Source organism: Lysinibacillus sphaericus (assembly GCF_000600105.1).
Taxonomy (GTDB): Bacteria; Bacillota; Bacilli; order Bacillales_A; family Planococcaceae; genus Lysinibacillus; species Lysinibacillus sphaericus.
The window spans coordinates 1,953,270-1,966,193 of sequence record NZ_CP006837.1 but is presented as its reverse complement, the minus strand read 5'-3'; the positions used below and the strand labels follow the sequence as shown (position 1 = coordinate 1,966,193).

10 protein-coding genes are annotated in these 12,924 nt (G+C 36.8%); 2 read left to right on the top strand and 8 right to left on the bottom strand.

Going from position 1 to position 12,924, the window contains the following annotated elements; translation table 11 throughout:
• Positions 1-39 precede the first annotated feature (39 nt).
• Positions 40-1,425 (bottom strand): UDP-N-acetylmuramoyl-tripeptide--D-alanyl-D-alanine ligase, encoded by a 1,386-nt coding sequence (locus T479_RS09055; protein WP_025219308.1) that lies wholly within the window; start codon positions 1,423-1,425, stop codon positions 40-42.
• Positions 1,426-1,637: 212 nt separating this feature from the next.
• On the bottom strand, positions 1,638-3,047 hold the full coding sequence (locus tag T479_RS09050) for a Mur ligase family protein (RefSeq protein WP_025219307.1): 1,410 nt from the start codon (positions 3,045-3,047) through the stop codon (positions 1,638-1,640).
• 151 nt (positions 3,048-3,198) lie between these two features.
• On the opposite strand from T479_RS09050, the gene T479_RS09045 reads away from it, so the two are divergent.
• Positions 3,199-4,404, top strand: a complete 1,206-nt coding sequence (locus tag T479_RS09045) for an ATP-grasp domain-containing protein (RefSeq protein WP_024363591.1) — start codon at positions 3,199-3,201, stop codon at positions 4,402-4,404.
• 209 nt (positions 4,405-4,613) lie between these two features.
• On the opposite strand, the gene T479_RS23150 is transcribed toward T479_RS09045, so the two are convergent.
• The 4 genes from T479_RS23150 to T479_RS09025 form a co-directional block, all read right to left on the bottom strand.
• Positions 4,614-6,848, bottom strand: coding sequence for a YheC/YheD family protein (locus tag T479_RS23150; RefSeq protein ID WP_025219306.1), 2,235 nt, complete (start codon positions 6,846-6,848; stop codon positions 4,614-4,616).
• 117 nt (positions 6,849-6,965) lie between these two features.
• Entirely contained in the window at positions 6,966-7,397 is a 432-nt protein-coding gene (locus tag T479_RS09035; protein ID WP_024363589.1) for a hypothetical protein, read from the bottom strand.
• A 293-nt stretch (positions 7,398-7,690) separates the two neighbouring features.
• Positions 7,691-9,205 (bottom strand): osmoprotectant update ABC transporter permease/substrate-binding subunit OpuFB, encoded by a 1,515-nt coding sequence (gene opuFB / locus T479_RS09030; RefSeq protein WP_025219305.1) that lies wholly within the window; start codon positions 9,203-9,205, stop codon positions 7,691-7,693.
• On the bottom strand, positions 9,198-10,163 hold the full coding sequence (locus tag T479_RS09025) for an ABC transporter ATP-binding protein (RefSeq protein ID WP_025219304.1): 966 nt from the start codon (positions 10,161-10,163) through the stop codon (positions 9,198-9,200). Before T479_RS09025 ends, opuFB begins: the two co-directional genes overlap by 8 nt.
• 281 nt (positions 10,164-10,444) lie before the next feature.
• Here T479_RS09025 and T479_RS09020 point away from each other — a divergent pair, with 281 nt between their 5' ends.
• On the top strand, positions 10,445-11,230 hold the full coding sequence (locus tag T479_RS09020) for a glucosaminidase domain-containing protein (RefSeq protein WP_227665431.1): 786 nt from the start codon (positions 10,445-10,447) through the stop codon (positions 11,228-11,230).
• A 93-nt stretch (positions 11,231-11,323) separates the two neighbouring features.
• On the opposite strand, the gene T479_RS09015 is transcribed toward T479_RS09020, so the two are convergent.
• Positions 11,324-12,139: an SH3 domain-containing C40 family peptidase gene (locus tag T479_RS09015; protein ID WP_025219303.1), complete on the bottom strand. Its 816-nt coding sequence runs from the start codon at positions 12,137-12,139 to the stop codon at positions 11,324-11,326.
• Positions 12,136-12,924, bottom strand: coding sequence for a serine hydrolase (locus T479_RS09010; protein WP_227665430.1), 789 nt, complete (start codon positions 12,922-12,924; stop codon positions 12,136-12,138). Before T479_RS09010 ends, T479_RS09015 begins: the two co-directional genes overlap by 4 nt.

Here is a 12,924-nt window from a genome sequence, read left to right as displayed (position 1 = left end):
GCTTGTCATTGCTACCATAAAGATTGCCCTGCTATGCTGTTAGATTTCCTTTAGATGATTGGCAAATTCAATCATGGATCTACTCGACATTGGGCCTTTTATAAGCACAATCGTATCTTGGTCAAGTTTTGGTTTGAGTAATTCTAAAACTCCTGCAACATCTTTAAAAACATGAACTTCCGCAGTAGTGCCATCTTTTTTTGCTTGTTCTGCTATATGTTCCGCTCTTTTTCCAATAGTAATCAGCATTTGAATATTTCGCTCAGCCACCATGGAGCCAATCTCACGATGATACTTCTCTTCGAAAAGACCCAATCGCTTTATATCACCTAATATAAGGATTATTTTTTTATCTTTTCCTATCGTATCTAAAACTTTCAAGGCTGCTTCAACCGATGTAGGATTATTCGTCCATGTATCATCTACGATAGTACTTCCTTTAAGACCGGTTGACATTTCTAGATGCCTTGCCATCGGTTTAAATGTTTTTAAACGTGAGATTGCATTCTGAATGGACATGCCCATTTCTTTTGCAGCAACGATGGCCGCTAATGCATTATATACTTGGTGTTCTCCATAGCCAGGTACAAATACTGTATATTTTTCCTTAGCTACTTGCAGGGTAAATTTCATACCGTTGTTTATAAATTGCATGTTCGAAGCTTTATAATCGGCTTTTCCCTGAACCCCAATCGTAATAATTTTCCCTTTAAACGTATGCAGAGGAATTTTTTTTGTGTTTTCATCATCTGCATTGATGATTAACGTGCCATCTTCAGCTATTCCTTCTAAAATTTCAGATTTAGCTTTTATATAGCCTTCAAGATTTTTACAGCCATCTAAATGATGGACACCGATGTTTGTAATAATACCAATCGTCGGTCGATAAATCATACATTGATGCTTAATATTCCCCGTATTCCCTAGCCCTAATTCAAAAACCGCTGCTTTTGTCGTTTCATCGATGCCTATTAAATAAGGTAAAGATTGGCGAGGTTCATTTTTGCTACTAATAGATGCCTGCACATTCCAGTCTTTGCTCGCAATATGTTTAATCATTTCTTTTGTAGTTGTTTTTCCACATGTACCCGTTAATGCGACTACTGGTATGTCAAATAGCCCTCTATAATACTCAATAAACTTCCAGTATGCCTGCAACGTACTTTTCACTCGAATAACTGTTGTATTCGGTAGTGCTTTTTTTAGTTCTTCTAAAGGTTTATCTGAAATAACGAGGGATGGTCCCTTTTTATCGATTTCTTCCCAATTAATGGTCTCACTTCTATTGATAAACATGAGTGTATTCTTTTGCGTCAAATCATGGCGATTATAATAGATGGCATGTTTGATAAACCATTGCTCAGAACCATTTACTAAATCCCCTTGTAGTAACTTTCTAACCACAGTCACGCGAATATTTTGCACGTGAACTCCTCCCCCCTCTCAGTATAGTATGAAATATAATCACTAGAAGTGTGGGTAATGAAGAACCATTCTACCCTATTTCTAGTAACAACTATTATTTGATGACATGCTTTATCCTTTATTTAAAGCGCTCCTTTCTAGAAGATTACTATACAATATTATGATATGACTTTATGCGACACAGTCTTTAACCAGCTTTCATGACAAGTGCATTATTGCCTAGAATCATTTTCTTTTGGCAACGTTTTTTTAACTTTTAAATCAGCGGCCAGTTGGGAAATTTGCTTACTATACATATCTCCTTTTATTAGAATAATCGTATTCTCATCTACTATTTCATGTAATAACTTATAAACGAGAATATTATTATTAAATATATAAACGGGCTTACTAAAGCCTAATTTTACTGCACGATCAGCCATAATTCGGGCGTGCTCTCCAATAGTAATAAGAACATCTACACCAATTTTATGGATTAATTCTCCTGCTTGCTCATGGATAATATACCCCCAGGACCCTAAATCCGTAATCGTTCCGATAATGGCAATTTTTTTCTTGCCTTCTCCTAATGAATTTAAGACCTTTAAAGCAGCTTCTAAGGACGTTGTTGTTAAGCTCCAAGTATCGTCGATCAATATAGAACCATTGATTCCTTCAAAAAGTTGTAGTTGCTTATTCACTTTCTTGAATGTCGCTAATTGTTTAATCGCTACGGAAATCGGTACACGTAATTCATGAATGGCCGCAATCGCTCCCAATGCATTATAGACTTGATGTTCTCCAAATCCAGGAACGAAAACTTCATATTTTTTCTTTTTATAATGCAATGTAAACTGCATACCATTTTCTACATAGCGAATATGACTTGCTCTATAATGGCATGATGCTTGCTGGCCGATGTAAATAATACGTCCTTTAAATTTCGATAAATCAATTTTTCGTATATTGACATCTTCTGCATTGAGAATTAATGCACCTTCTGGATTCACTATTTCAACCATTTCACCTTTCGCCTGTATATAACCTTCCAAAGTTTTACAGTAGTTTAAATGGTGCGCGCCGATATTGGTAATAATACCGATTGTCGGTTTAAAATACTTCCCTGCTTTTCTTACATCTCCTGGTGATCCAACAGCTGTTTCAAAAACTGCTACTTCTGTTTCCTCTTCAATACTAAGTAAATACTGCAATGAAGCGGTTCTAGAATTACTACTTAAAGTCGTAGCGGTTACTTCTTTTTCAGCAGAAAGAATATGTTTTATCATCTCTTTTGTTGTAGTTTTTCCTGATGTTCCAGTAATTGCAATAACAGGGATTTCAAATTGACTACGATAATAATGTACAAACTTCCAGTAGGCCTCATCTGTATTTTCTACTTGAATAATTATTACGTGTTGAGGAATTTCATGCTGACTATACACCCACTCTGTAACAAGCACTAGAGGAGCAAGTGATTCAAGACTTTTCCAGTTTACTATGCGTTTGTCTGTAAATAGAGCTGTGTACGGTTTTTTCACTTGTTTTAGCCGATATGCGCCATACTGGATCAGCACCTCATCCGACCCTTGCAATAATTTACCTGCAGTAATCGCTGTTAAATTCTTCACCGATAGAGGCTTCATATCATTTCACACTCCTTTCTTCTCTATTATATGAAGCACTTTAAAAGTTGCTTGGATGTAAACATGATACATAACTAGAAGAAAACTATTTCACAGCATATATATAAGGTGTATATTAATAATCCAAGTGCCAATTGAAGGAGTGATTTCACTGAAGGCAATTATATTTATCGGTACAAACAAATCTGGGTCTAGTCGTGAAGCGATAAAAGCAGCAGAAAAATTGGGCTACTTGACAATACTGTTCACAAGCAATGAAAAACAATTACAACAGAGAAAAGCCTATCCAGACATTCATAAAATGATTTTTATCGATACTTCCAATATAGAAGATATGATAGAGGAAATTCATGATTTGCTTGATACCGGTTTAGAGATAAAGTCCATTGTTAGTTTTGTAGATCCATTTGTTCATATTGCCTCTATTTTATGTGATGAATTTTGCCAAAACTATACTTCATCAGCAGCAATTGAAATGATGGAAGATAAAGAGAAAACAAGAAATCTATTAAAGGATCAGCCATACTCCCCAAAATTTTTCCTAAAAAAACCGCATGAATCATTTTCAAATAACATGGTATTTCCATTGATTGTTAAATCTCCTAAATCAACAGGTTCAAAAGACGTACTACTGGCGACAGATAAAAACCAACTCGATTCACATCTTACATTTCTCCAAAATAAAAACCCTGGTGAAACCATCATGATTGAGGAATATATTGATGGACCCCAATACTTAGTTGAAGCAATGGTCTATAAGCGACAAGTTCACACAATCGGTATTATTGAACAAGAGATTACACAAGGTAAACGATTTATTATTACAGGCTATGGTATACTCGCGGAAGTACCTTCTGATATTCAAAAAGGGATTGAAGAAGTGCTACATTCTATTGTCAAAGTATTTGATATTGAAAATGGAACATTGCATCTAGAGCTTCGTTTAACAGAACAAGGATGGAAGCTCATTGAGATTAACCCTCGAATTTCAGGTGGCGCTATGAATAATATGCTACATGCGGCTTTCGGATTTAGTTTAGTGGAAGAAACACTGAAATTATTTTTAGGGGAACAACCAAATGTCCAACCTAGGCATAAAAAATTCATCTTTACAAAATATGTCATAGTAGAGAGCAAAGGTGTGTTAGAAAGAGTAATTGGTAAAACAAGGGCAACAAAAGCACCTGGTGTTGTCGATGTATATGTAAAACCGCGAAAAGGAACATTGTTAACCCCACCGTTATCGATGGGTCATCGCTATGCCTATGTCATTGCCGAGGGTAAAACTTTAGCTCAAGCGAAAACCAATGCTATAACCGCCGCCAAAGAAATCAAATTTCTATTAAAAGCGCTCTAATTTGGGGGCGACTGCTGCTTATCGTTCCAACTTAATCTATCTTCTTAGTAAATATGCTGTAGTTGCGGATGTGGCTTTTGCTTCATCCGCTTTACTATGAGCAATTTAGGCAATAGCGCGCTGGATACATCGTTTTACTTTATTTGCATTCACAACAATCAACCCGAGTAATTGCCCTATCCAATGGGCAACTACTCGGGTTTTCCTCGTTATGCTTTAAATGTTTGGTCTAAAAATTTAACAGTTTCAAACATATTCGTTTTACTAGCACCTTTGACAAGAATCGTGTCATGAGGTTCGATTATTTTCTCTAACAGCGCATGCAATTGATCTTTATTCGTAAAATGATAAATCTTGTTTGAATCCATGCCTTTTGCTATGGCCGCTGCTCCTATTTCTTCTGTCCTAAAGCCATAGGTAATTAAAAGATCAATGCCTTGTTCAACAATAAATTCGCCTAATTTGCGATATTCTTCTTCTCTTAAATCACCTAGCTCACGCATCTGCCCAATTATTGCCACACGCCGTTTGTTGCTAACATTTGTTAGCACATTTAGGGCTGCCCTTACGCCTTGAGGATGGGAGTGAACAGTATCATCAATGACCGTTATATGATCGCGGCAGTTATACACCGTCAACCTTCTTGGCGGCTTTTTAAAATGCAAACCTGCTTTTATTTCCTGTGGCGTAAACCCTAAATAATCTGCAACTGCGACCGCATTCAGAGCATTATAAACGTGATGTTCTCCTAAAATCGGAATAAATAATTGGATTTCCTGACCTTGCAGTTCCATCTTAAATGCCATGCCATTTTCTTTATATTGTATGTCGTATGCTCGATAGTCCGCTTCTGTGTGAATACCAGTAGTCAGGATTTTCCCTTTAAATTGATCGGTCAATAAATAGTTTGAATTGTCGTCATCTTTATTTAAAATAAGTAACCCTTGCTGATCCATACCTTGAATTAATTCTGACTTAGCTTTCGCTACTTTTCGAACATCTCCATCAAAATTCCCAACATGCGCAAGTCCAATATTTGTAACGATACTTATATTCGGTTGGATAATGCTACAGTGGTTTGTAATGATACCTGGATAAGCCATTCCATATTCGAGCACAACGGCTTGGTGAGAATCGTTGATTTCTTCTGCATGTTTTTTAGTATGTTCAGTCGTATTCCAGTAATCCTTCGACTCAAATACATTCCATTTTTTAGACAATATAGACCCTAAAAAAGCCTTAGATGTGGTTTTTCCTGCACTACCAGTAATCGCAATTATTGGTTTATCGAATTTTCCATGCTTCGATTGTGCTGTTACTTCGACTTGCTTTGGTTTTGAATCTGTAGGTTTTGGTACCACTGTTTTTGTGTTTGAAGTTGCAGGTTTTGCTTTTGGTTTTTTTATCGGTTGTTGGGTTTCTGCTAAGTACTTTGCATAACGAATCGAATGAATAACAACATCTAATTCTAAGTAAAACGCCGGCGGACAACCAGGACGCCAGTTTACCTCGTAGATCCATATTTTTTGTTGCGCATCGAGCCCGACATCTATTCCAATCTCATCAATGACCTCTCCAAACTTCGTCATCTGAATGTCATCTAAATGGCGTGCCAAAGATAATGAGAAATGTTCCAACATCCGACGAATATTAAAGGCTTCTTCTTTAAACTCTTGCTCTAAAAATGGATCCAAATAATTTGTATAACCGCCATTGTTGATGTTTGGAATAATTGAGCCATGTGGTGCAATACGTGGATAAACTGTTGTCACCACCCATTTACCTTCCCCATTTTTTTGAACATGTAGACGAAAATCATAAACTTGACCCGATTTCATTTTCGATTGAATATACGGTTGCATAATAAACGTACCCGTTTCAAGAAGTTCATGGATTAATGCATTTAACTGTTGCTTTGAGTACATACGATTCTCGCTATTTTGCCGTACCTCAAAATGGTCTCCTATTTTGATAATAAAATAGATTCCTTTTCCTTTCCTGCCGTCAATCGGCTTAAATACGATTTTTTTATGGTGGGCTATATAGCTATGAAAGACATCTGTGTTTTTTACTATTTCTGTTGGAATAATGTATTTATCAAATTCTTTCGCCTCTTTAAGTCGCTCCATAACATTCCATTTATTACCGATTGAATGTGTAGTAAACGGAATCTCCTTTTTCAATCTCTCTATTATTTTTTTTGACACCGCTAATTTTTCTGGACTTCCAGCATTATAAATTACATCTGGAAAGGGCATCACTCTTTCATGCCATTGCCCATCTTCTAATACCTGCCCATTGATCGTACGATTGTCAAAGTTTACCTTTTTAGGTGTAAAGTAAAAAAATTCTACTCCTTCTGCTTTTGCAACTGCTGCATATGCATATGACTTGATAACAGTTTTAGGATCTAGACGATGATGCAACATTCCTATAATTGTCATGCGTTAATCTTCCTTTCTATAGACTCTTTCTATTAAATTCAGATTACGCAGCTTGCATATGGACAGATGCTCTAGTTCTGCAATTATTTTAGTAGTTTTATAGGTAAATCATCTATTTTACCATTTAGGCTCAATGATAAATTTCTTTTTTAATAAGTCTGGATTTAATAACTGAATAGCTGATATACTGCCTAACTCAATTGATTTTTCTGTCGATGTTCTTTCTAATCTCACAACATCAGCAATTACATTTGTTTCATTGCCTTCATAATCATAGGCTCGTAACAGCGAAATAGTGCCTCGACAACGATCTATATCAATCGCTTCTATACGAAAAAACTCTGTTTCAAACTGTTTAACTGTATCTATTAATCGTAAATGTGCTCCATTATGCGTTATTAAAAAAAAGGGAATGGTATCACTACCAATTATTTTTACAAGAAGCTGACCATAATATTTTGAATGAAAATCTGTTATGATATCCTGTAGTGCTTTTATATCGTATAGCGCTTCGCATACAAAGTGCTTTCTTCCTTTTTCAATACCCAACGTTCCCAGCCCCTTCCTATTGCGTTTTAGCAATGGCTCCTTACTCGAACGATAGCAAAATCATTATTTGACCTATCTCGTTATAATATGTCCGTTTTTAAAATATGACGACATGATTTGTAAGGGGAGCTCTAAAAAAATAACAACTTCTTACATAAAAATAAAATACTTATGAAGCCGTACGCTTTACCCGCGGAAAAGCGGGATGTACCAGCGAAATATCGCACTTTACCCGCGATTCATCGTGATTTACCCGCGAATTAACCCACTTTACCCGCGATTCATACAAATGCTTATAATAAACCTGCATTTTTCAAAAATGCCCTAGCTACATCCTCACTATTTTTCCCTTCCACGTTAACTTGATAATTCATTTCACGCATTTGATCATCCGTGATTTGATTGGCCAGTTTCCCTAACACCTTTTCAAGCTCAGGATATTTTTCAAGTGTTTCCTTTCTTAATAATGGCGCGCCTTGATACGGGGGAAATAACTGTTGATCATCCACTAATACAGTCAAATCATATTGGCGTAATTCGCTGTCAGTTGAATAAGCATCCAATAAATCGATATTACCTGATTGGATGGCTTGATACCTTAGCTTTGGTTCCATTGTTGTAACAGAGGCAATATCAATCCCATAGCGCTTCTGAATGCCTACGTAACCATCCTCACGATCATTGAACTCCAACGTAAATCCCGCTTTAATCGACTCTTGCATCGCCTTGATATCAGAAATCGTCTGTAATTGATAAGCTTCCGCTAGTTGTTTTGAAACGGCCAAAGCATATGTGTTGTTATACTGCATTGGACTGAGCATAACCATATCAAATTTCTTCAACATACCTTCTTTTGCCTGTCGATATACTGCTACTTGATCGTTACTTACCGCTTGTTCTTTTAAAAACTCTGCGATTGCCGTACCTGTAAATTCTGGATATATATCAATGCTTCCTGATTTTAGGGCATTAAAAACAAAGGATGTCTTGCCGAGTCCAGGTTTTAATTGAACATCTAAATCTGTATCATTTTCAATCAATAATTTATACATATTAATCAGGATTTCTGGCTCTGAACCAAGTTTACCTGCAATGACGATATCTGCTTTGTTATTAAAGTTTAGGAATGGCATTGCAACCATCATCATAGCCGCAACACTAATGGCAAGTAATACCGAAACTGTTCGTTTAAAAGATAGTGATTCTAGCTTTTTCAAAAGATAATCGAACACTAATGCTAAAATGGCCGCTGGAACTGCACCTAATAGGATGAGCGAAGTATTATTACGATCAATACCAAGCAAAATAATATCGCCTAATCCTCCAGCGCCTATTAATGCAGCTAATGTAGCCGTTCCAACTATTAATACCATGGCTGTGCGAATGCCTGCCATTATAACGGGCATTGCAAGTGGCAGTTCCACCTTCACTAATCTTTTTGCTGTATTCATCCCCATTGCCATTGCCGCTTCCTTTAAAGACGGATTGACTTCGTTTATGCCTGTAAATGTATTGCGTAAAATGGGCAGGAGGGCATAGACCACAAGAGCGATTATAGCAGGCGTTTTCCCAATGCCGAGTAACGGAATTAACAATCCTAACAACGCTAATGAAGGGATTGTTTGTAAGGCTGCACTAATGCCAATTATACTTTCCGCTATTTTCTTTTGATGCGTTAAGTAGATACCCAGTGGGATGGCAATGACTACTGCAAAAAATAAGGCAATAAATGATATTTGCATATGCTCTATTAACGATGCAATGAGTTGACCTTTGCGTTCATCCAACACATGTAAAAAATCAGTCATTTGCCTCACCCCGTTCCGTGGAATGGTTGGCTAAAAACTGCAACATTGATTGCCTTGTAATAACTCCAATAACTTCCTCTTCGCTTTTCACTGCCAGACACTCATAGTGCGCCAATTGTTGTAAAATGACTTGTAAAGTAGCCTGATCACCAACACTATGTATCACATAACTTTGATGTTTCGCCTCTACAAACGGTTCAATCACTTGTTGAATGGTAAACACATTCAATGCATCTTCCTTGACCCCAATAAATTTTCGAACAAAATCATTGACGGGATTTTGTATTATTTCCTTTGGTGTACCAATTTGTACTATTTCTCCATCTTTCATCACACAGATGCGATCCCCTAGTTTTAACGCTTCTTGCATATCGTGTGAAACAAAGACAATCGTTTTATTTATTGCACGTTGAAGCTCAAGCAGGTCATTTTGTAATTTTGTTCGACTAATTGGATCCAATGCACTGAATGGCTCATCCATTAATATAATTTCGGGATCTGCTGCCAATGCGCGGACAACCCCAACCCGTTGTTGTTCCCCACCCGACAGTTCATTTGGCTTTCTGTCACTATATTGAGCTGGTTCTAGCCCTACCATTTCTAATAATTCATGAACTCGTTGTTGAATTTTTGTCGTTTCCCATTTTTTCATTTCAGGAACAATGGCGATATTTTCAGCTATTGTCATATGAGGGAAAAGTGCAATTTGTTGGAGCACATAGCCAATATTCCATCGTAGTTCATGAATATTATAATCGCTAATTCTTTTACCGTTAATTCGTATTGTTCCTTCAGTCAATTGAATTAATCGGTTAATCATTTTTAGTAATGTCGTCTTGCCACAACCACTAGGGCCTATAATGACAAAAAACTCCCCTTTCTGTATCTCAAAATTAATGGCATTTACTGCAATTTGGTTATTATCGTATTTTTTTGTAACATTTTCAAATGCAATCATTGACTAAGCTCCTTATAAATTTGATAGATTAAATGTCCGTGTTCTTCCCACTAGTATATCTTTCCACATATTCAAACGGTTAAACTAACAATAGGACAAAGCGATTTTAATAGATTTATAGTTTCATGTACATCTTAGACGCGCTATATGAAACTTTTTCATATGAAAGTTCGTTGTATTAATTATGAATTCTAGTGAAAAACGATGCTTTTTTTTATCTAGTTGTTTTACAATATGAAAAGAGTAAGCGATTTTTTAAGAGAAAAGAAAGGAGGAAGGTGTTGCATAGATTCAACATCTATAACTACATGAGATTATTCAAAAAACTATTAATCGGAATGATTGTCATAGCGTCTGTTATCAGTATTTCCACTTATTTTTTGATTCAGCTATTGAAGCCAACCGACACTGCCGTTCAAAAATATGTAGATGAAGGCCCAAGTGTGGAAGAATTTATTGGCTCTATTGCAGAAACAGCACGACAACTCGGTGCTGAAAATGACTTATATGCATCTGTCATGATTGCGCAAGCCATTTTAGAAAGTAAGCATGGGCAAAGTGGTCTTAGTTCCACTCCTAATAACAATTTATTTGGTATGAAAGGCAAATTTCAAAATGATTCCGTGACACTTGAAACAGTTGAGGATGATGGCTCTGGTAATCTGACAACAGTGATGGCTGAATTCCGCAAATATCCTTCCTACGAAGAATCCATGAAAGATTATGTCCAATTACTCCGCAATGGTGTGTCTTGGAACAAAAATTTTTATACAGGTGTCTTTAAAAGCAACACAACATCCTATGCAGATGCGACAAAATTTTTAACAGGCTCTTACGCAACAGATTCAACTTACAATGAAAAGTTAAATAGTCTAATTGCAAAATACGACTTACAACAATACGACAGCCCTGTAAAAAATAAAAAAACCATTACAGTTGCGGATGGTGACTCGCTGATGCATATCGCACAGACGCATAATGTTAAAGTAACATCCATTAAACAATGGAATCAATTGCGTTCAGATAATATTGAAGCTGGACAACAGTTAAATATTTATCAATATTAGCGTAAACATACACAAGGCGAGGTATTCGACGATGCAACTACCGTCAAATGCCTCGTTTTTTTGCATCCATTTTTCTTCAAGCATTACATACATTTAAAACAAGCTTCCGATTGCGGTAATAGTCGTTGCTAAATCTTGGCGATATAACGGATGTTGTTCATCAAGGCTATTGACATTGACCTCATTGCCACCAAGTGAGGCATGAACATAAAGAGTCTGCCCTAGATACAGTGCTACATGCCCTGGGAAAAATAGCAAATCTCCTTTTTGCATACGATCAATTGTTATCTCCTTAATTGGAAAACCTTCTACAATTCTAGCATCTCGGAAAATAATTACGCCATTTAGCAGATAAGCCATCGAACATAAGCCCGAACAATCTATGCCTAGCGGTGACTTACCTCCCCAACGATACGGTGTGGCTATATAGCTTAGTGCTGTTTGTACAACATTTTCTCGAAACGCATGCTCTTCAAAAGTATGTTCAGCAATTTTAGGATGCAACCATTGTGAACGTAAATAGCCAATTTCGCCCGTCGCTAATTGAACGGCAGTCCATGGCGTGTTTGATGTCGTGTCGGAATCTACATTGTATAAAATAGAACCTTTTACCAATGTGATGATTTTGGTGCTTTGTATTTTCGGTTCTTGTAAAACATCTGCGAAACGCTGTCCAATAACATGTTGAGCCTTTTGAATCCATGTATTTGTAATCGCATCATCGAAAAGGACATGCTTTCGCTGACAATAACCTTCATAGCGATAGGCAGTGCGAACGTACAGCCAATCATTTTCTAATTGTTCTATAATTTGAACAGGCATACCGTAAAGTATTTCATCAACAAGCTCAGCATGACGATTGGGTTCAGCATAAAGATTAGCCATCATAGCAATGACAATTGCGTTCATGTTGTCTCTCCTTTCACTCCTATCATCTTGTCATAGACTACCTTTGAAAGACGACCGATTAATTGTCGAGCGACATCATTATGCTTGACCTCTGAGATAAAAACGCCAATACCATAATCTTGTACGTGACTGTAAACAATGCCAACATCATGGTCAACGGTATCAAGACCACCTGTTTTATGGGCGATTGTCACATCATCGACGATGTAACGGCGCAAGCATTCATGAAAACGCTGACGACACAAGATATCAATAGCAAGCTGGCTTAACACTGGAGATAGCAGATTTTGCCTATAAATTTGGCTAAATAGATGCGCCATATCGCGCGCTGTTGTTATATTATCAATGCCTTTTGCAAGTCGCTCAAAGTCCATCATTTTTCTTTGTAATTGTGTATGGGTCAGTCCGATTTTATGAAAGTACTTATTTAGCGCTTCCATACCGATTACATCAATTAACACATTTGTCGCAGTATTATCACTTGTCGTAATCATCCAAACGCACAGTTCATAGATTGTGCAGGATGTTACTCTCTGTTCACTAATCACACTAAAATCAACCGAATCGCTAGGGCTAATGGCTATTACTTGATTGATAGGTATATTGCATACATCTATATAATCGAAAATAGCAATGAGTATAGGCACTTTAATTAAGCTAGCACTGGAAAAAGCTTCATCTAGACACTCGTTGATAACAAAGTCATTTGTCTTAAAATCTTTTACAAACATATGCACTTTATATGGAGCTTCCTGTATAATACGTTGAATCGTTGGCTGCATCAT